At 62.6% G+C, this 18204-nt stretch carries 20 protein-coding genes; 11 read left to right on the forward strand and 9 right to left on the reverse strand.

Annotated features, from left to right (window positions below; all coding sequences use genetic code 11):
• Window position 1 precedes the first annotated feature (1 nt).
• From SMD31_RS13370 to SMD31_RS13380, 3 genes are read left to right on the forward strand one after another with little or no spacing between them, the layout of a single operon-like run.
• Entirely contained in the window at window positions 2–889 is an 888-nt protein-coding gene (locus tag SMD31_RS13370; protein WP_320501398.1) for a DMT family transporter, read from the forward strand.
• Window positions 886–1467 carry a gamma-glutamylcyclotransferase gene (locus SMD31_RS13375; RefSeq protein WP_320501399.1) on the forward strand — a complete coding sequence of 194 codons (582 nt, stop codon included), beginning with the start codon at window positions 886–888 and terminating at the stop codon, window positions 1465–1467. Before SMD31_RS13370 ends, SMD31_RS13375 begins: the two co-directional genes overlap by 4 nt.
• Before the next feature lie 30 nt (window positions 1468–1497).
• Complete coding sequence (locus SMD31_RS13380; RefSeq protein WP_320501400.1) at window positions 1498–2778, forward strand: NAD(P)/FAD-dependent oxidoreductase; 1281 nt, start codon at window positions 1498–1500, stop codon at window positions 2776–2778.
• A gap of 168 nt (window positions 2779–2946) precedes the next feature.
• Here the strand turns inward: SMD31_RS13380 and SMD31_RS13385 are convergent, their stop codons facing one another.
• Window positions 2947–3270: a hypothetical protein gene (locus SMD31_RS13385; protein WP_320501401.1), complete on the reverse strand. Its 324-nt coding sequence runs from the start codon at window positions 3268–3270 to the stop codon at window positions 2947–2949.
• A gap of 67 nt (window positions 3271–3337) precedes the next feature.
• Here SMD31_RS13385 and SMD31_RS13390 point away from each other — a divergent pair, with 67 nt between their 5' ends.
• The 3 genes from SMD31_RS13390 (at window position 3338) to SMD31_RS13400 (ending at window position 7084) form a co-directional block, all read left to right on the forward strand.
• Window positions 3338–4768, forward strand: a complete 1431-nt coding sequence (locus SMD31_RS13390; RefSeq protein WP_320501402.1) for an aldehyde dehydrogenase family protein — start codon at window positions 3338–3340, stop codon at window positions 4766–4768.
• Window positions 4769–5012: 244 nt separating this feature from the next.
• Window positions 5013–6443 (forward strand): aldehyde dehydrogenase family protein, encoded by a 1431-nt coding sequence (locus SMD31_RS13395; RefSeq protein WP_320501403.1) that lies wholly within the window; start codon window positions 5013–5015, stop codon window positions 6441–6443.
• An 8-nt stretch (window positions 6444–6451) separates the two neighbouring features.
• Complete coding sequence (locus SMD31_RS13400; protein WP_320501404.1) at window positions 6452–7084, forward strand: FMN-binding negative transcriptional regulator; 633 nt, start codon at window positions 6452–6454, stop codon at window positions 7082–7084.
• On the opposite strand, the gene SMD31_RS13405 is transcribed toward SMD31_RS13400, so the two are convergent.
• Window positions 7081–7965: a DUF2167 domain-containing protein gene (locus SMD31_RS13405; protein WP_320501405.1), complete on the reverse strand. Its 885-nt coding sequence runs from the start codon at window positions 7963–7965 to the stop codon at window positions 7081–7083. The two genes, SMD31_RS13400 and SMD31_RS13405, sit on opposite strands and share 4 nt — an antisense overlap.
• A 113-nt stretch (window positions 7966–8078) precedes the next feature.
• On the opposite strand from SMD31_RS13405, the gene SMD31_RS13410 reads away from it, so the two are divergent.
• The gene (locus SMD31_RS13410) at window positions 8079–9023 is read left to right on the forward strand and encodes a 2-dehydropantoate 2-reductase (protein ID WP_320501406.1); all 945 of its coding nucleotides are present in this window, start codon (window positions 8079–8081) and stop codon (window positions 9021–9023) included.
• A gap of 81 nt (window positions 9024–9104) precedes the next feature.
• On the opposite strand, the gene SMD31_RS13415 is transcribed toward SMD31_RS13410, so the two are convergent.
• Window positions 9105–9281, reverse strand: coding sequence for a hypothetical protein (locus tag SMD31_RS13415; protein ID WP_320501407.1), 177 nt, complete (start codon window positions 9279–9281; stop codon window positions 9105–9107).
• 3 nt (window positions 9282–9284) lie between these two features.
• On the opposite strand from SMD31_RS13415, the gene SMD31_RS13420 reads away from it, so the two are divergent.
• Window positions 9285–9626 carry a hypothetical protein gene (locus SMD31_RS13420; RefSeq protein WP_320501408.1) on the forward strand — a complete coding sequence of 114 codons (342 nt, stop codon included), beginning with the start codon at window positions 9285–9287 and terminating at the stop codon, window positions 9624–9626.
• Between the two features lie 218 nt (window positions 9627–9844).
• Complete coding sequence (locus tag SMD31_RS13425; protein ID WP_320501409.1) at window positions 9845–10600, forward strand: COG4705 family protein; 756 nt, start codon at window positions 9845–9847, stop codon at window positions 10598–10600.
• Between the two features lie 179 nt (window positions 10601–10779).
• Here SMD31_RS13425 and SMD31_RS13430 read toward each other — a convergent pair whose 3' ends face one another.
• The 5 genes from SMD31_RS13430 to SMD31_RS13450 form a co-directional block, all read right to left on the reverse strand.
• On the reverse strand, window positions 10780–11961 hold the full coding sequence (locus tag SMD31_RS13430; protein ID WP_320501410.1) for an iron-containing alcohol dehydrogenase: 1182 nt from the start codon (window positions 11959–11961) through the stop codon (window positions 10780–10782).
• Between the two features lie 261 nt (window positions 11962–12222).
• Complete coding sequence (locus SMD31_RS13435) at window positions 12223–12441, reverse strand: DUF6434 domain-containing protein (RefSeq protein WP_320501411.1); 219 nt, start codon at window positions 12439–12441, stop codon at window positions 12223–12225.
• The gene (locus tag SMD31_RS13440; protein ID WP_320501412.1) at window positions 12438–13328 is read right to left on the reverse strand and encodes a DMT family transporter; all 891 of its coding nucleotides are present in this window, start codon (window positions 13326–13328) and stop codon (window positions 12438–12440) included. Before SMD31_RS13440 ends, SMD31_RS13435 begins: the two co-directional genes overlap by 4 nt.
• A complete protein-coding gene (locus tag SMD31_RS13445) occupies window positions 13325–14845 on the reverse strand; it encodes a hypothetical protein (protein WP_320501413.1) in 1521 nt (506 codons plus the stop codon). The genes SMD31_RS13440 and SMD31_RS13445 overlap by 4 nt, the downstream gene beginning before the upstream one ends.
• Window positions 14846–14983: 138 nt before the next feature.
• Window positions 14984–15991 (reverse strand): TauD/TfdA family dioxygenase, encoded by a 1008-nt coding sequence (locus SMD31_RS13450; protein WP_320501414.1) that lies wholly within the window; start codon window positions 15989–15991, stop codon window positions 14984–14986.
• A gap of 135 nt (window positions 15992–16126) precedes the next feature.
• Between SMD31_RS13450 and SMD31_RS13455 the strand changes: the two genes are divergently transcribed.
• Entirely contained in the window at window positions 16127–16516 is a 390-nt protein-coding gene (locus tag SMD31_RS13455; RefSeq protein WP_320501415.1) for a GFA family protein, read from the forward strand.
• Here SMD31_RS13455 and SMD31_RS13460 read toward each other — a convergent pair.
• Window positions 16430–17407: a LysR substrate-binding domain-containing protein gene (locus SMD31_RS13460; protein ID WP_320501416.1), complete on the reverse strand. Its 978-nt coding sequence runs from the start codon at window positions 17405–17407 to the stop codon at window positions 16430–16432. The genes SMD31_RS13455 and SMD31_RS13460 overlap by 87 nt on opposite strands.
• A 120-nt stretch (window positions 17408–17527) precedes the next feature.
• On the opposite strand from SMD31_RS13460, the gene SMD31_RS13465 reads away from it, so the two are divergent.
• Window positions 17528–18166 carry an FMN-dependent NADH-azoreductase gene (locus tag SMD31_RS13465; RefSeq protein ID WP_320501417.1) on the forward strand — a complete coding sequence of 213 codons (639 nt, stop codon included), beginning with the start codon at window positions 17528–17530 and terminating at the stop codon, window positions 18164–18166.
• The last annotated feature ends 38 nt before the right edge of the window (window positions 18167–18204 follow it).

The raw sequence follows: 18204 nt of genomic DNA on the forward strand, positions 1-18204 counted from the left end.
CATGATCGGCACCGACGCGGCATCACCCAACACCATCCTGATGCGCGGCGTGCCGGTGCTCTTCGTCCTCCTGTGGGCGACGGGCTTTCTCGTCGCGCGTTACGCCATTCCCTACGCGCCGCCCTTTACTTTGCTGGTGATCCGCTTTGCCTGCGCCTCGGCGATGATGGCGGGGATCGGCTTCGTCTTCGGCGCGCGCTGGCCACGGACCTGGCGCGAATGCACGCATATCGTCGTCACCGGGATCCTGTTGCAGGCTGTCTATCTTGGCGGCTGTTATGGCGCGATCTACGCGGGATTGCCGGCCGGCATGGTAGCCCTCATCGCCGGCCTGCAGCCGATTGTCACGGCCGCATTGGCAGGTCCATTGCTGGGCGAAAGGCTGAAGCCATTGCAATGGCTGGGCGCCGCGTTGGGCTTCATCGGCCTCACCATGGTGATCTGGCACAAGCTGGCCTTCGACAGCGGCCATCTCTGGGCACTGTTCTTTGCCTTCGTGCAGCTCTTTGGCATCACCGCGGCAACGCTCTATCAAAAGCGCTTCAGCCCCAACGCCGATCTCAAGGCCGGTGCTGCGATCCAATACGCGGCGGCGACACTTGTGCTGTTGCCGGTCATGTTCTGGGTCGGCGTGGGTCACGTCGACTGGCAGCCGCAATTCATCGCCGCCATGGCCTGGATCATCATCGTGCTGTCCGGCATCTCGATCGCGCTCCTCACCTGGATGATCCAGCGCGGTGCCGCATCGAAAGTGGCGAGCCTCTTTTACCTGACGCCGCCGGGCGCGGCCCTTGGCGCGTTCTTGTGGTTCGACGAGCGCCTGGACGCCCTGGCTCTCTCCGGCATGGGTGTCGTGGCACTCGGCGTCTTCCTGGTGAACAGGAAATGACCGAAGAGGAGATGATCGAGAAACGCCGCTATCGCCCCAATCCGGGCGAAGAGCTGCGCGTCTTCGCCTATGGCTCGCTGATGTGGCGGCCGGATTTCCCGTTTATCGATATCCAGCCCGCAACACTTTACGGCTATCACCGCGCCTTCTGCATCACCTCGACGCATTATCGCGGTTCGGAGGCGCATCCGGGTCTCGTTCTGGGCCTTGATCGTGGCGGACAATGTCTGGGGCGCCTCTACCGCGTTTCCTCGCTCGATGCCGAAAAGGCTGCCGATTATCTGCACCGGCGCGAGATGGTGACTGGCGTCTATATCCCGCGGCTGGTGAATGTCCGCATTGCCGACGGGCAGGATTTGACAGCGCTAACTTTCATCGCCGACCGCACGCATCCGCAATATGCCGGCAAGCTGTCGGTGGAAGAGGCGGTCGAGAAAATCCGCGATGCCGTGGGCATTGCCGGACCGAACATCGATTACCTGCGCAACACCGTGCAGCATCTCGATGAGATGGGCATCAGCGATTGTGCATTGCATCGCATTTTACGCATGATCGACGGCGATAAAGCGGCTAAATAGACCCCCATCCGTCACAAGGCTGGGCACATCATGGGGCCGTTCGAACATCCGAAGAATTCCTATTACGCCGCCACCGCCAATGCGTTCCAGCGTCTGGAACCGCTTTCCGGCAGTGTCGCGGCGGATGTCTGCGTGATCGGCGGCGGCTTCACCGGGCTATCCGCGGCCCTGCATCTCGCCGAGCGCGGCTACAAGGTCGTGTTGCTGGAACAGGCGCGCATCGGCTGGGGTGCTTCGGGCCGCAATGGCGGGCAGATCAACATGGGCCTGCGCAAAGGTCCGGAAGATCTCGTTGCCGCTTTCGGTGAGGCGCGCGCCAAGCTGCTCTTCGACATGAGCGAAGAAGCGCGGCAGTTGATTGCGGACCGCGTCGCCAAGCACAACATCGCCTGCGATTTGAAACCCGGCACGCTGCATGTCGCCAGCAAGGCGCGCGACCAGGCCTGGATGGAAGACGAGGTCGCCTGCCTCGAGCGTGTCTATGGCTACAAAGGCATCAAGTTCCTCGACAAGCAGCAGACCCGCGCCGAGCTCGGCTCCGACATCTTCCATGCCGGTGTCAAGGATTCGGGCGGTGGCCATCTGCATCCGCTGAACTATGCGCTGGGTCTTGCCAAGGCCGCGATCGACGCCGGCGCCGTGCTGCATGAGCAAAGCCATGTGGTGCGGATCGAGAAGGGCGAGATCAACCGTGTCGTGACCACGCAGGGCGAGGTCCAGGCGAAATACGTTGTCCTTGCCTGCAACGCCTATCTTGGCGATCTCGAACCACGCATTGCCGGCAAGATCATGCCGATCGCCAATTTCATCGTCGGCACCGAGCCGTTGAACGAGAATGAAGCCCGGGACGCCATCACCCACGACGTCTGCGTCTGCGACACCAAATTCGTGGTGAGCTATTGGCGCCTCTCCGCCGACCGGCGCATCCTGTTCGGCGGCGGCGAGCGCTACAACACGCAACCGCCCGCCGATATCGGCGCCTTCGTGCAGCCCTATCTTGCCCGGGTCTATCCGCAATATGCCCATAAGCGCATCGATTTCGGCTGGGGCGGGATGCTCGCCATCACCGCCTCGCGCCTGCCGCAATTCGGGCGCATGGGAAATGTCTTCTTCGCCCATGGCTATTCCGGGCAAGGGGTGGCGCTCACCGGGCTTGCCGGCAAGCTCATCGCCGAGGCGATCGCCGGGACGGCGGAGCGGTTTGACGTGTTCTCGTCGATCCGCCACCAGACTTTCCCCGGCGGCACGCTGCTGCGCCACCCACTGCTGGTCGCCGCCATGCTGTGGTACGCGCTGCGCGATCGGATCTGATCTAACACCCCCTTACCCCGCGATAGCGGGGAGAGGGTCGGGGTGAGGGGCGTGTGCACCGTCTTCCTCAATAATTCCAAATCCTTGCCCCACCTTGTCATCGGCCTTTGACCTACGTTATATTCCAAAAGATATAACGAACCCAACAGAGGCCATGACCTTGCAGATCTACGGCGATCCGCTTCGCGACCAGTTGTCGGAACCAACATGAACCGCCTTGATTACCTTGCCACCGGCTCGCCCTTCCACAGCAGCCGAGGGGCAGAACTGTTGCATCACGATGCTGGGCTGGATGTGCGAGCCGGCCTTGTGCTTTTCTCTGTTGATTGCATCAGCCATGATGCTATGCATGCCTTGAAGCGCCTCTGTCGCCAGGCCGGCAAACGATATCTGCCACTCCGCAGCGCTGGCCTTACAACCCTCCTCGCTGCCTTGCGCACTGCGCGTCCAGTCGAAGTCGGTGCCGCTTTCTGACGATTTCGCGGCGGCCATCCTCCCTAAGCTCCCATCACTTCCTGCAAAGACGCCAATCCCTTTCATTGAGAACAAGAGAGTCGCCATGTCTAACGAACTCAAATTCTATATCAACGGTCAGTGGGTCGATCCGGTGAAGCCGGCGACGCTCGACGTCATCAATCCGGCGACGGAAGAAGCCTATGTGAAGATCTCGGTCGGCAGCGCCGCCGATGTCGACAAGGCCGTGGCCGCCGCCAAGGCCGCCTTCCCGAAATTCACCAAGACAACCAAAGCCGAGCGCCTGGCGCTGCTCAGAAAGATCCTCGAGGTCTACAACAAACGTGGCGAAGACATTGCCAAGGCCGTTTCAGACGAAATGGGTGCGCCCATGTCCTGGGCGCGCGATGCGCAGGTATGGGCCGGCCGTGTCCACCTCGAAGCCACCATCAAGGCGCTTGAAGCGTTCGAATTCGAACATCAGCGCGGCACCAGCCGCATCGTGAAGGAGGGGATCGGTGTGGCCGCGCTCATCACGCCGTGGAATTGGCCCTTGAACCAGATCGTCTGCAAGGTGGCGCCGGCCATCGCCGCCGGCTGCACCATGGTGCTGAAGCCCTCCGAGATCGCGCCGATCAGCGGCGTCATCTTTTCGGAAGTGATGCATGAGGCCGGGACGCCGGCCGGCGTCTACAACATGGTCAATGGCGACGGGCCGAATGTCGGCCAGGTCATGGCCGGCCATAAGGATGTCGACATGGTCTCCTTCACCGGTTCGACCCGCGCCGGCATCATCGTCGCGAAGACCGCGGCCGATACCGTGAAGCGCGTCGCGCAGGAACTGGGCGGCAAGTCACCGAACATCCTCCTCGACGACGCTGACTTCGCCGTTGCGGTGAAGAAGGGTGTCGAAGGTTGCTTCGGCAATACCGGCCAGTCCTGCGACGCACCGACCCGCATGCTGGTCCCGCGCGATCGCCATGAAGAAGTGTTGAAGATCGCCAAGGCGGCGGCCGAAGCGCACAAGGTCGGCGACCCCAAGGCCGAGGACACCGTGCTGGGACCGGTGGTGAGCGAGCTGCAGTTCAACAAGGTGCAGCGCCTCATCGAGACCGGCATCAAGGAAGGGGCAACGCTGGTGACTGGTGGCACGGGGCGTCCCGAAGGTCTTAACCGCGGCTACTATGTGCGCCCGACCATCTTCGGCAACGTGACCCGCGATATGACGATCGCGCGCGAGGAAATCTTTGGCCCGGTCCTCGCCATCATGCCCTATGACAGCGAAGACCAGGCGATCGAGATCGCCAACGATACGGTCTATGGCCTGGCCGCCTATATCGCGTCCAAGGACATCGACCACGCCCGCGCCGTCGCGCGCGAGCTGCGTGCCGGCACGGTCAATATCAACTATCCGGACTGGGACACCTCCGCCCCCTTCGGCGGCTACAAGCAGTCCGGCAACGGGCGGGAATATGCCGATTGGGCCATTCACGACTTCCTCGAAACCAAGGGTGTCGTCGGCTACGGAAAGCCCTGAGCGATCTCTATCCGGTTCTGTCGTCATCCCCGGGCTTGACCCGGGGATCCACTGCCTGCAGGTGAGCGTGGATGCCGGGGTCAAGCCCGGGCATGACGATGATAAATGGAGCAGGTAGGCACCCAACGTCCCGTCACATAGCCGTCATGATATTTCGGGACTTTGGCCATGGCGGCGAATGCTGTATGCCACTGCCATCTCCCACCCTCATTGGGTCAGGGCCTTTTTCAAGGAAAGCGCTATCATGTCGAACAATCTCAAATTCTATATCGGCGGTCAGTGGGTCGATCCGGTGAAGCCGGCGACCATCGACGTCATCAATCCGGCAACCGAGGAAGCCTTTACCCAGATTTCCATGGGCTCCGCTGCCGATGTGAACAAGGCCGTCGCTGCCGCCAAGGCCGCTTTCCCGAAATTCAGCCAGACCAGCAAGGCCGAACGCGTCGCCCTGCTGAAGCGCATTCTCGCGGAATACAACAAGCGCTTCGACGACATCGCCAAGGCGGTCTCGGATGAAATGGGTGCGCCGATGTCGCTGGCGACCGATTCCCAGGCCTGGATCGGCCGCGCACATCTTGAAGCCACCATCAAATCGCTCGAGGAATTCACCTTCGAGGAACAGCGCGGCGAAACCCGCATCGTCCGGGAAGGGATCGGCGTCGTCGGCCTCATCACGCCGTGGAACTGGCCGCTCAATCAGATCGTCTGCAAGGTGGCGCCGGCCATCGCCGCCGGCTGCACAATGGTGTTGAAGCCCTCCGAAGTGGCGCCGATCAACGCCATCATCTTTGCCGAAGTGATGCATGAAGCGGGCGTGCCGGCCGGCGTCTTCAATCTGGTGAATGGCGATGGGCCGAATGTCGGCCAGGTCATCGCCGGCCATCCGGATGTCGACATGGTCTCCTTCACGGGTTCGACCCGCGCCGGCATCATCGTCGCCAAGACCGCGGCTGATACCGTGAAGCGTGTCAGTCAGGAGTTGGGCGGCAAGTCGCCCAACATCATCCTGCCCGACGCCGATCTCGAAACCGCGGTCGCCAAGGGCATCCAGAACTGCTTCAGCAATAGCGGCCAGTCCTGCAACGCGCCCACGCGCATGCTGGTGCCGGCCGGCCGTCACGACGAGGCGCTGAAGATCGCCAAGAAGACCGCCGAAGCCCATAAGGTCGGCGATCCGAAATCGGCCGACACGGTGCTGGGCCCGGTGGTGAGCGAGATCCAGTTCAACAAGATCCAGGACCTCATTGAAAAGGGCATCGCCGAAGGGGCGACGCTGGTCACCGGCGGCACGGGCCGTCCGGACGGCCTCAACCGCGGCTACTATGTGCGCCCGACGGTCTTTGGCAATGTGAAGAACGACATGACCATCGCCCGGGAGGAAATCTTCGGGCCGGTCATCGCCATCATGCCGTATGAGACCGAAGAGCAGGCCATCGCCATCGCCAACGACACGGTCTATGGCCTCGCCGCCTACGTGCAGGCCAAGGACGTCAACAAGGCGCGCGACGTGGCGCGGCGTCTCCGTGCCGGCCAGGTCAAGATCAACTACCCCGCCTGGAACGCCTTCACGCCCTTTGGCGGCTACAAGCAGTCGGGCAATGGCCGTGAATATGCCGATTTCGGCATCCACGACTTCCTGGAAACCAAGGGCATCGGCGGCTACGGCGAGGTGTAATCGCCACCATGTACAACCCGTCGCATTTCCGCGAAGAGCGCTTGGACGTCCTTCATCAGACGATCATCCAGGCGCGGCTTTGCTCGCTCGTGACACTGGGCAGCGACGGGTTGGATGCCAGTCACATTCCGGTTCTGCTGGAAGCGGGGGAGGGGCCGAACGGCACGCTTTATGGCCACCTCGCCCGCGGCAATTCGCAATGGAAACAGACCGACAAGGACGTCGAAGCGCTGGCCATTTTCCTCGGCGCCGACGCCTATGTCTCGCCCTCCTGGTATCCGGCCAAGGCCGAACACGGCAAGGTCGTCCCGACCTGGAACTTCGTCACCGTGCATGCCCGCGGCTCGATCGAGTTCTTCGACGACCGAGATCGTTTGCTGCCGCTGGTGACCAAGCTCACCAATAAGCACGAAGGCAAGCGCACCGCCCCCTGGGCGGTGAGCGATGCCCCGGCCGATTTCATCGACGGCCATCTCAAGGCCCTCATCGGCTTCCGCCTGCCGATCGCCAGGATCGAAGGGAAGTGGAAGCTCAGCCAGAACCGCTCCGAGGCCGACCAGCGCGGTGTCGTCGCCGGCCTACGCGCAAGCACGGACCCGGCCGACCGCACCATCGCCGATCTGATGGATAAGCGCAGCTAAGAGCGACGGAAGAACCGCTTTACCCCGGCCCACACTCCCGCCGCCAGCGGTATGACCAGAATGGCGAGCTTCTTGCCGGCGATGGCGAGAAAGGCAAAGGCTCCCGCCAGCAATCCCTTGCCGAGCTTGACGCCGGCAACAGCTGCGACCAGCCCCGCAATGCCATAGGCCGCGACCTTGTCGCCTTCCTTGACGTCGATATAGCGATAGCCGGCGTCGTAGCTGTGGCCATCGAGGACCGAGGCCAGCACCTGCGGGCCGTCCATCTTGTATTGCTCCATATCCCCGACCCAGATGAATTTGTGATAGCCCTCGCGCCCCAGCTTCACTGCCACGGCATTGGGCCAGTGCTGCTGAGCGTCACCAAGTTCCAGCACGTAATGAGCCACATGCGTTGCCTTGTCATAAGTGGGTTTCTCAATCCAGCCGATGACGTCAAACGGCTCCTGGCCATTTGCGGCGCGCTCTTTGTTGGCCTCCTTCTGCCCCTCGATGAGTTGTCTGAGAAAATCGTCGGGGTCGATGTCCGACCAGTCGTCATCTTTGACGAAGCCTTCGGGGCGAAACTCGATGGCGACCTCGACCTGACGGTCAGGGTCATAGACAACGAATTCAGTCTGAGGGAATTCGATGCCGTTGATCAGATACTCGTAGCGCTGCGCGTCTTTGCCCAACAGGGTCGAAAAACCCGCGGGCGGCTTGACCGTGCTGTGCGAGGCCTCTACCTGAAAGCCGTCCGGGCCAATCAGCCAGTTCATCTCCCTCAGTTCCTGGCGCAGCGCCGCCTCGTCCTTGGGATAGGGCGCTTGGTCGGGGAAAGCCGGGAAGGCCGCAAGGCATAGGAAAACGGCCAGCGCCGCACGCAAAGCTGCGCGTTTCATGTCTATCCTCATAAGTGGAAAGTCTGGCTAATCAATACAACAAATCGGGAACATTGCCAAGCCTTGGCGTGGGCGCGCCGCAACAGGTAAGATTCCTAAAAAGGGGAGAGCAAATGAAGGTTCTGATTCTCGGTGCCGGCGGTGTGGGCGGCTATTTCGGTGGGCGGCTGATCGAGGCGGGGGCCGACATCACCTTCCAGGTGCGCCCCAATCGCGCGCGGCAGTTGGCCGAAACGGGCCTTGTCATCAAAAGCAGCCAGGGCGACGCGCATCTACAGGTGAAAACCATCGAGACGGCGCATGGCACGGGTCCGTTCGACCTCGTCATTCTCGGCTGCAAGGCCTATGACCTCGACCTCGCCATCGAGGCGGTGGCGCCACATGTGGCGAACGGCGCCATCGTGCTGCCGCTCCTCAACGGCATGCGGCACCACGACGACCTCCGGGCGCGCTTCGGCCCTGATCAGCTCATCGCCGGCATCGCCCAGATCGAGACCACGCTCTCTCCCACCGGCGAGATTCTGCACAAGAGCGATTTTGCCCGCATCGTCTTCGGTTCGCTCGGTGACTATCCAGCGACGACGCGCGCGCAAGCGGTGATCAGCGACTTTGCAGCGATCTGCGCCAGCGCCAATTTCTCCTCCAAGCTGCTCGATCCCGTCGATCAGGCCCTCTGGGACAAATGGGTCATGATCGGCACCTTGGCCGGCATCACCTGCCTGATGCGCGGGGCGACCGGCGACGTGATGGCAGCGCGCGAGGGCCGCGAACTCATCGAGGAACTGCTGCAGGAAGCGATCTCGGTCGCAACCGAAGCCGGCTATCCGCCGAGCCCCGATTACCTCGTCAATGCGCGTAAGCTGCTGATGGCGCCGGGGTCAACCTTCATGGCCTCCATGCTGCGCGATATCGAAAAGGGGAATGCGATCGAGGCCGACCACATCGTCGGCGACATGTATCGCCGTGCCCATGAGGCTGGCCACGACGCCAATGTGCTGCGCATGGTCTATTGCCATCTCCAGGCCTATCAGGCCCGCCGCGCCCGGAACGGGCTTTGACGGCCGCCTTGCGCTTGGCCGGCACCCATCCCATATCGCTGGCATAGGGACGGCCGGAGACAGCACGTGGGCCTCTTCAGGTCAGCACAGCGTCAACGAATTGCCGCCGCGGCACAGGCATTGTGTGCGGCGCCAGCGGATGTTCTGACGCGCGATGCGGTGGAAATTGCGGCCGTCGCCAAGCAGCACGGTCTTGACCCTACCTCGCCGGCTCTCCTCTGGCACCTTCTCGAACATGCCATCGAATGTGACGTCCATCGCTTGATCGAGATTTTCCAGGCGAGCCGTTGGACGTCCGTTCCGCCCGCGCGTCTGTTGGGTGACTGGGCGACCGGCCTCGGCCTCGCGGCACAAGACGTGGCGCGGGTCGCGGCTAGCAGTCCGGCACCCGTGGCGCTGGCGCGGGCATATCTTCAAATCGGCCGCATCGATGAGCCACAGCGCCAGGTGCTGGTGGATATCGCCGCTGCCTATGGCGCACCGCCCGCCGCTGCGCTGCGCTGGATCGAAACCGCGGTCAGTGACGAGATCGACCGCCAAGTCGAGACGGCCCGCCAGCAGAGTTCCTGGTGGCGTCGCCGCGCCGGATCACAGCCTCGCTGACAGTTCGCTAACGAAAACGGCGGCTCGGGGAACTATTTGCAACCCCAGCAGATTTAGCCTTGCCGCCGCGCCAACGTCAGTTCGGCGAAAGCTTGCCCGGGTTATTTCAACTCCCGCACGTTCTGAAAATTCAACATCGACCGCAATGCGACGTCTCGCCCGGAGAGGGCGACGGGCGTGACCGATGACTTGTGTCAAAACGCAAAAGAGGGGTCTTCATGACTGAGCTCGACAAACACACCTTGAGCAAGGTTCCGGCGGTGACGCTGGGATTCTGGTTCATCAAGATTCTCGCCACGACCTTGGGCGAGACCGGCGGCGACACGCTGAGCATGACCTACGACCTGGGTTATCTTGCCAGCACAGCCGTCTTCGCCACCATCCTGGTGGTGCTGGTCTGGTTGCAGATCCGCGCCAAGGGCTTCCGCCCGCTGCTCTATTGGGCGACCATCATCGCCTCCACCACGGCCGGCACGACCATGGCTGATTTTGCCGACCGATCGCTCGGCATCGGCTATACCGGCGGTTCCACGCTGCTGCTGGCCTGCGTGCTCATTTCACTTTTCATCTGGCACCGCACGCTCGGCACCATCAATGTCGACACCGTGCGCACGCCGGCGGCCGAGACGTTCTACTGGATCACCATCACCTTCTCACAGACGCTGGGCACGGCGCTGGGCGATTGGGCGGCGGATACCGGCGATCTCGGTTATATGGGCGCAGCGGTCATTTTCGCTGGCCTCCTCATCGGCGTCGTGGCGCTCTATTACGGCACGAAGATCAGCCGTGTGGGCCTGTTCTGGGCGGCCTTCATCCTGACGCGGCCGCTGGGTGCTGCCGTCGGCGACTTCCTCGACAAGCCGCTCGACCATGGCGGACTCGATTTCAGCCGGCCGATTGCTTCCGCCGTACTTGGTGCCGTCATCCTCGGCAGCATCTTCTTCCTGCCGCAGCGTGCGGGCAAGCATCCATAGTATTCCCCTCACCCCGACCCTCTCCCCGCTATCGCGGGGCGAGGGAGTTTCGACCGAGTTCCGCTTAGAGCCCCTCGCCCCGCTTGCGGGGAGAGGGGTTGGGGTGAGGGGGCGTCGGCCAGAACAAAAAAGGCCGGGCAGTGTGCCCGGCCTTTCTGCATTCCAGCAGTTGGTCGATATTACGCCGCCAGCGTGCCGTTGAGGCCCGCGACGAAGATGGCACCCAATTCCTTGGCGCCGACCTTGATCGGGTTGCCGCCGGCCGACGGATCCGCCTCGGCCATTTTCGCCACTTCGTCGATGCGCTTGTCGTCGACGCCGATCTCTTTCAGCGTGTGCGGAATCTTGATCTCGGTGCGGAGATCGAGAATCCACTTCTGCACGGCCGCGAAGCCCGGGTTCGGCAGACCGAGGAAGCGGGCGAGGCGCGTCATGCGCTCGTCGATGGCCTTGCGGTTGAAGTCCAGCACATAGGGCATGATCACGGCGTTGGTGAGGCCATGATGCGTGTTGTAAAGGGCACCCAGCGGATGCGCGATCGCATGCATGCCGCCCAGGCCCTTCTGGAACGCCGTGGCGCCCATCGTGGCGGCGATCATCATATTGGCGCGTGCCACCAGATCCTTGCCGTCCTTCACGGCCTTGGGCAGGTTCTCCTGCACCAGGCGCATGCCTTCCAGCGCGATGCCATCCGCCATCGGGTGGAAGCCCGGCGCGCAATAGGCTTCCAAGCAATGCGACAGCGCGTCCATGCCCGTCGCCGCCGTCACATGGGCGGGGAGGCCGACGGTCAGTTCCGGATCGTCGATGACGATGCTGGGCAGCATCTTCGGGTGGAAGATGATCTTCTTGGTATGCGTGCTCTCATCGGTGATGACCGAGGCGCGGCCCACTTCCGAACCGGTGCCAGACGTCGTCGGCACGGCGATGATCGGGGCGATGCCCTTGGGGTCGACGCGGGTCCACCAATCGCCGATATCCTCGAAATCCCAGATCGGCCGGGTCTGCCCGGTCATCAGCGCAATGGCCTTCGCGGCATCGAGCGCCGAGCCGCCGCCGAAGGCGATGACGCCGTCATGGCCGCCGTCGCGATAGACCTTCAGCCCGTCCTCGACATTCTTGCCGACCGGGTTGCCCTGCACTTCCGAGAAGAGGCCGGTCGGGATTCCGGCCGCGGCATTGGCGGCGATGGCGTCCTTGATCATCGGCAGGCCGGCCAGGCCCGGATCGGTCACCAGCAACGGCCGCTTCAGCCCCAGCGCCTTGCAATGGTCCGGCAATTCCTTGATGCGGCCGCAGCCGAATTTGACCGAAGTGGGATAGTTCCAATTGCCCTTCAGGGCGGCAGCATCCTGGCTCATGGCCTGCGTGATCCTTGGCTGAGTTGGGTGACGAAATCGGCGGCATTCTAGCCGCGTTTCACGGCGGGGAAAGGGGGAATTGGGGGCGGGGAAGGGTGTTGATAAGTCTGATGAATCGCGCCTGCCGCCCCCTCTCCCTAACCCTCCCCCACGTTGGGGGGAGGGAACTTGACCCAGTTTGAACGCGATCGTCATCGCGAACTTGGTGGAACTCCCTCCCCCCAACGTGGGGGAGGGGCGGGGAGAGGGGGAGGCGAAGCCTCATTTCGGATTGCGCCGCCGCTTCCACTCATCGGCCACGTCGCCCATGGTCTTTGGCCGGCCGTCCTTGATCCAGGCCATGAACGGGCGGTCGAATTTGAAATCAGCGCCGCATTGCGCGACCAGAAAGCGGCGCACATTCTGCGTGTTGCGATAGCTGGGCGTGACCGGCGTCGCCCGCGTGATCTTGGCGCTATGCCAGTCGAAATCACCCGTCATCCCGCCCCCTTCTTCCGCTCGCCCAACATGACGATGAGGCTCGATGCCACGATCATCGCCGCACCGATGATGCCGGTATGCGTGGGCAAGTCCTGCCAGACCAGATAGCCAAGGATCACCGACCAGACGAGCGCGGTATATTCGGTGGGGGCGATGACCGAGGCCGGGGCGTGGCGAAAGCTCTCATAGAGCAGATACTGCCCGGTCCCGGAGATAAGCCCCAGGCCAATCATCAGGCTGAACTCCAGCAGACCCGGCTGATGCCACCACCACGGCATGGTGACGCCGCACAGCAGCACGAAACCGCCATTGGTGAAGATCATCTGGTTGATGGTGGGCTCGGCATGCATGATCTTCCGGACCAGCATGGTGGCGAAGGCCCAGAGTGTCGCGGCCACCAGCACCAGCAGCGCCCATTGCAGTTCCGCGCGGCCCCCCGGATTGGCTGCGACGACGACGCCGATGAAGCCGACGATGACGGATGCCCAGCGCCACGCGTTCACCTTCTCGCGCAGCACGACGATGGAAAGGATCGTCACGATCACCGGTGCGGCATAATAAAGCGTCACCAGATCAGGCAGGGTCAGGTGCTTGGCCGCATTGAAATAGCACAGCCACGCACTCAGCAGCAGCCCGGCCCGCAAGGCCAGCCCGCCCTTGTTCCGGCTGCGCATCACATTCATCACACCCGTCTTGCCACCGATGAACAGCGTGATGATCGAGATGGTGAGACTGCGCACGAACAGGATCTGAAAGATCGCGTAATCATGCATCACCAGCCATTTGACGATGGCATCCTGGCCCGAAAAGACGGCATACCCGGCAATCGCCAGAATAACGCCCCATTGCGTGTTGTCAGTCAGCTTGGTGTTGGTGGCGAGGCTCAATTTGCGCTGCCTTCGATTGCATAGCCCGGCGGCGGAACGAGTGCCATCGTTCTTTCGCAAACAGCCGTCAGTCCGTTGTCATGGATGCGGTAATAGGTGGTCGTCACCGGCCGGCCATCTTCTTCGCCCGCCGGTATCCAACTTGTGCTGGAAATGTATGGGCCGCTGTCGGTCAAGATCAGGCTGACGGCGTCGCCACCGTCATGGGTAAGGTCGCTGATGGGTTCCCATGCATTCTCTTCGGGTGGGTGCGTCGCGTCGACGGCGCTGATGTCGAGCCACTGATAGGTATACCTCCCGGGTGCGCTCGATCGTTCGGCAACCCACCGTCGGCCACCCCATTCCGGGACGTCGATTGCCGCACGGCGATTCCCATAAACGTCCCGTTCCCAGGCGATCGGATGCTGTGCCAGGCCGAACGCACAGGCAAAGCGGTCGTTGAGAATGCCGGTCGTCGGTTTCTCGGCGCTGGGTATTGCGTCATGAAAGCAAGCCGGTTTGAGCAGTCCGCCTTCGGCCGGACGGAAGAGTGTCACGGATGGTTCTCGGTTGTTGACTGAAGAGGCGAGAAGAAAGGCGTGGCCTTCAAACATGGCGACCCGGCTGTCCGTATACCAACCCTTGTAGATCTCCGTATTGGACGCGTCATAGAGGCTCGATTTCAGGACCGCTTCCGTCTTGCCCTTCCGCTCGTAAACCAGCCGGTTCCAAGCGGAACCTTGCTGCGACCCGGCCGGGTATTGCAGGCTAGCCACGAGGTCGCGCAGGGCTTCGTCATCGATGCGACGTGCGGCGCGCAGCTGCTGTTCGATCGATGCCGCTTCGTCGGGAACGGCGGCAATGTACCAAGCATAGATGAAGCCAGGAACCTTGGCGCGCACCTCGAAGACGTCTTCCGGTGCCTCGTCATTGACGAAATTGAACCGCGCCTTTCGCAAAGTGTAGATGTCGGTGGCCGAGATTGTTGTCCAGGCCGGTTCCTGCGGAAAAGCGTCCGCGATGACCGTGTAATTGTCTTGATCCCGCGATTGCCGTTGCCAGGCGATCCGGTCTCGCCGCAATGCGGCCGCACAGACCTTGTCGTTCAGCGGCGACGGGGCGACGATCACCGTCTTTCCGCGTGCCAGCCATTTCTCGATCTCTTGAAGGCGGGATGTGGTGAAGCCGGCGATGCATTGGCTGCGGGTCTGCGTCTGCCCCAGCAACGGTCCTTCGCATATGGCGGCCATCCGTCGCTCCCAGCTTTCCTGCTGCAGTTCGAATATCTCACGACCTCGCGGTTCGATCCGGTCAAGCGTCCGGGCAAGTGCAGCATCGACTGTGACGAACGCTTTCCCGGCATCGACATCCGTGCAAACCCAAGGATATTCAGCCGCGACCGGGCGTGCGCAGGCAGGCGTTTCCGCTCTGGCGTCGCCCATCACGGATGATAATCCAAAGGCAACACAAAAGAGCATCAGCAGAATAACGCCCCTTTGCGTGTTGTCGGTCAGCTTGGTGTTGGTGGCGAGGGACAAGGTGATGCTCTGATGTCTTCTCCTCCCACCTTTAGGGGGAGGTTGGGAGGGGGGCGGTTCAGTCCAACTCTTGAAAAGCTATCACTTGCGCCCCCACCTAACCTCCCCCTGAAGGGGGAGGGATCAAGGCGTCAATCGTCACGCCACCTGCTCCGCATGCATGCCGTCGACGCCGTAATAGCGGCGCAGATTGGCGTGGATCGGGCGGGGCTCATGGGCCTGCAGCCACAGGCGCAGCAGCAGGCGGCGGCGGTTCTCGTCGGGCCAGTCCTCGAAGGACGTGCGCGAGTGGAGGGTGGTGTAGTTGTTGATGAAGGAGCATTCGCCCGGTTCCAGCTGGAACTCATAGACGAGGTCGTCGCGGCTCGCAGTCTCGTCGAGATAAGCGAGCGCCTCCTTCTCCAGCGCGTTCGGCTCAAGGCCCAGGGCCGCAAAGGCATCCTCGATATACTTGTAACCGAAGCAGATGCTCAACAGCCCCTGCGTCTCGCTGAAGACCGGCACGCGATAAGCGGTGACCGGCGGCTCGCCCGGCGCTTCCTCGCCGTTCCAGTGAATGCGGAAGCCCTCGAATAGCGGATCGAGGAGGTGCGGCTTGGTGGCCAGGATCTCGTTATAGACGGTGATGGCGCTGACGATGCGGCTCAGGCCCCCTGTTTGCGCCTTGCGCATGCACAGCAGGCCGACGATGTCGTCGGAATCGGTATGCATCCTGAGTTCGGCATTGGAGCGGTAGCCGCGATTGATCTTGCCGGGTTGTGGCACGTCGGCGACATAGCCGAGGCGGTCGCCCTTGCCGCTCTGGATCACCGGCTTGCCGAAATGGCTCCCCAGCCAGCCATAGAGCAGGCCGATTTCATCAAGGCTGTATTTCTCGACCGGCCAGCCGCGCAGGATGACCATGCCGCGGCCTTGCATCAACTCACGCTTCAGCGCTGCGATGTCGTCGGCGATGGTCGGAAAGTCGTGGTGCGACTTGCCGATGGCCGGAATGCCCAGGCCTTGGCGCCGTGCTTCCACGATCGCCGCATCGAAGGCCGCGAGATGACGCGGGCCCAGATCGAAGGCGACGTCGTCCTTGCTTCTGAAATCGCTGCCCTTCCACCCCGCCGTACCAGCAATCGGCCGGCGTATCGCGGCACCCATTGTATGCTCCCGTTTTGTCCCGTTTTGCGGCTAGGATGGACCGCCGGCCCGGCGCTTGTCGAGGCCGCGCACAGGAGACCGCACGCATTCCAGACCTGCGGCAGCGGCATGCGATAGCGCGACGGAGAATTGGACATGCCAGATAGTCATGAGGGCGGGTGCGATTGCGGCGCCTTGCGCTACCGTGTGACGGGCGAGCCTTACGATACCGGCTATTGCCATTGCCGCATCTGCCAGCGCACCAGCGGCGCGCCGTTGCAGGCGTTTGCCCGCATCAAGGCCGATCAGTTTGCCTATATTAAAGGCACGCCGGTGGTCTATTTCTCCAGCGAACATGGCCAGCGCGAGTTCTGCGCCGCCTGTGGCAGCCAGTTGCTCTATCGCGGGCGGCAGGCACCCTTCGACGTTGCCTTCAACACGCCGACGCTCGACGACGCTTCAGCCTTTCCGCCGCGCCAGCATGTCTGGTGCCGCAGCCGGCTGGACTGGTTCCAGACCGCCGACACATTGCCGCGCCAGGACTAGGATCTCCGCGTCGAGGAAATCGAGGAAGGCCCGCACGGCTGGCAATTGGCCCCGCCGCGAGGAGAAGACGGCGTGGAAATCCCCGATCGGCGGGGCGTGATCCGGGAGGACGATCTCCAGCAGGCCGGAATTGATCTCCGCCCGGCAGAAATATTCCGGAATGAGGGAGATGCCGATGCCGGCGAGTGCTGCCGATTTCAGCGCATCGAAATCATCGATCATCAGCCGGGGATGCACCTCGATCTGTTCGGGGCGGCCGTCGGGCGTCACCAATTCCCAATACTGGCGTCCTTCCTCCGGCGCATGGGTCAATGTGTCGAAACGCGCGAGGTCCTCGACCGATGTCGGGCGTCCCAGCCGGTCGAGCAAAGCGGGTGCTGCCACCATCACCGCCGATTTCGCGCCGAAGCGGTGCACGACAAGGTTGGAATCCTCCAGCGGCGGCCGGCGCACGCGCAAGGCAATGTCGACGCCTTCGCGAATGACGTCGACCCGGCGGTTGGTCGACATGATCGAGAGGCGCACCTTTGGATAGCGCGCCAGGAAAGCGGGCATCACAGGCGTGAGCACGGCCTTGGTCATCGCCGTGGGGCAGCTGATCCGCACGACGCCCTGCGGCTCGGCATGCGCCCGCTCGATCGCCTCCTGGGCCGCCTTGGCCTCCTCGATCATCGCCTGGCAGTGGCGCAGATAGACCTCGCCCATCTGGGTGAGGGCGAGTTTGCGCGTCGAACGCTGCAGCAGGCGTGTATCGAGGGATTTTTCCAGCTCGGCAATCCGGCGCGAGAGCTTGGATTTCGGCATGCCCAGCGCCCGTCCGGCGGCGGCAAATCCGCCCTGTTCAACGACTTGGGCGAAATAGAACAGGTCATTGAGGTTCTGCATGGCCATCGACTGTCCTAAGATTGGAACGATGAAATCCGAAAATGGCACCTAATCGGATGAACGTTCCTATTTTACATGCAATGGGACAGATCGCAACGCGCGGTCCCTTAGCTTGGAGGCATTGCCATGAAAGTCCTGCAGATCGATTCCAGCCCGTTGGGCGAGGCCTCGGCCTCTCGCCAGCTCACCGCCGCGGCTGCCGCCGGGCTGCTGCGGGCCAATCCCGCGGCATCATTGACCCATCGCGACCTCAGCGTCACCACGCCGGCCCATCTCTCCGGTGAGATCCTCGCGGCCCTCGGCGGCGCCGATACCTCGGGCAATCCCGAGCTGCAAAAGCAAGTGGCGCTCGGCGAAGAACTGATCACCGAATTTCTCGCGGCCGACGTCATCATCATCGGCGCGCCGATGTACAATTTCTCGATCCCCAGCCAGTTGAAGGCCTGGATCGACCGTATCGCCCGCGCTGGCCGCACTTTCCGCTATACTGAAACGGGTCCGGTCGGTCTCGTCACGGGCAAGCGTGTCATCATCGCCTCGTCACGTGGCAGCGTCTTTGCCGGCGATGCGGCGCATGAGGATGGCTGGCGCCATGCGATGGACTTCCAAGAAGACTATCTGAAGCGTGTGCTGGGCTTCCTCGGCGTCACCGATGTCGAGATCGTCCGCGCTGAAGGCCTCGGCATTTCCCCGGCCTCGCGCGAACAATCGATCGCCAAGGCCCGCCAGCAGATCGCGGAACGTTTCGACGCGGTGGCGGCATAATCTTATCCGTCATGCCCGGGCTTGACCCGGGCATCCAC

The sequence above is a fragment of the Dongia rigui genome (assembly GCF_034044635.1).
GTDB classification, from domain to species: Bacteria; Pseudomonadota; Alphaproteobacteria; order Dongiales; family Dongiaceae; genus Dongia; species Dongia rigui.

What these genes read in the sequence shown, in the direction of transcription:
- SMD31_RS13370 (WP_320501398.1), top strand. Translation starts at nt 2, where the DNA reads ATGATCGGCACCGACGCGGCATCACCCAACACCATCCTGATGCGCGGC.
- SMD31_RS13375 (WP_320501399.1), top strand. Translation starts at nt 886, where the DNA reads ATGACCGAAGAGGAGATGATCGAGAAACGCCGCTATCGCCCCAATCCG.
- SMD31_RS13380 (WP_320501400.1), top strand. Translation starts at nt 1,498, where the DNA reads ATGGGGCCGTTCGAACATCCGAAGAATTCCTATTACGCCGCCACCGCC.
- SMD31_RS13385 (WP_320501401.1), bottom strand. Translation starts at nt 3,270, where the DNA reads ATGGCCGCCGCGAAATCGTCAGAAAGCGGCACCGACTTCGACTGGACG.
- SMD31_RS13390 (WP_320501402.1), top strand. Translation starts at nt 3,338, where the DNA reads ATGTCTAACGAACTCAAATTCTATATCAACGGTCAGTGGGTCGATCCG.
- SMD31_RS13395 (WP_320501403.1), top strand. Translation starts at nt 5,013, where the DNA reads ATGTCGAACAATCTCAAATTCTATATCGGCGGTCAGTGGGTCGATCCG.
- SMD31_RS13400 (WP_320501404.1), top strand. Translation starts at nt 6,452, where the DNA reads ATGTACAACCCGTCGCATTTCCGCGAAGAGCGCTTGGACGTCCTTCAT.
- SMD31_RS13405 (WP_320501405.1), bottom strand. Translation starts at nt 7,965, where the DNA reads ATGAAACGCGCAGCTTTGCGTGCGGCGCTGGCCGTTTTCCTATGCCTT.
- SMD31_RS13410 (WP_320501406.1), top strand. Translation starts at nt 8,079, where the DNA reads ATGAAGGTTCTGATTCTCGGTGCCGGCGGTGTGGGCGGCTATTTCGGT.
- SMD31_RS13415 (WP_320501407.1), bottom strand. Translation starts at nt 9,281, where the DNA reads ATGGACGTCACATTCGATGGCATGTTCGAGAAGGTGCCAGAGGAGAGC.
- SMD31_RS13425 (WP_320501409.1), top strand. Translation starts at nt 9,845, where the DNA reads ATGACTGAGCTCGACAAACACACCTTGAGCAAGGTTCCGGCGGTGACG.
- SMD31_RS13430 (WP_320501410.1), bottom strand. Translation starts at nt 11,961, where the DNA reads ATGAGCCAGGATGCTGCCGCCCTGAAGGGCAATTGGAACTATCCCACT.
- SMD31_RS13435 (WP_320501411.1), bottom strand. Translation starts at nt 12,441, where the DNA reads ATGACGGGTGATTTCGACTGGCATAGCGCCAAGATCACGCGGGCGACG.
- SMD31_RS13450 (WP_320501414.1), bottom strand. Translation starts at nt 15,991, where the DNA reads ATGGGTGCCGCGATACGCCGGCCGATTGCTGGTACGGCGGGGTGGAAG.
- SMD31_RS13455 (WP_320501415.1), top strand. Translation starts at nt 16,127, where the DNA reads ATGCCAGATAGTCATGAGGGCGGGTGCGATTGCGGCGCCTTGCGCTAC.
- SMD31_RS13460 (WP_320501416.1), bottom strand. Translation starts at nt 17,407, where the DNA reads ATGGCCATGCAGAACCTCAATGACCTGTTCTATTTCGCCCAAGTCGTT.
- SMD31_RS13465 (WP_320501417.1), top strand. Translation starts at nt 17,528, where the DNA reads ATGAAAGTCCTGCAGATCGATTCCAGCCCGTTGGGCGAGGCCTCGGCC.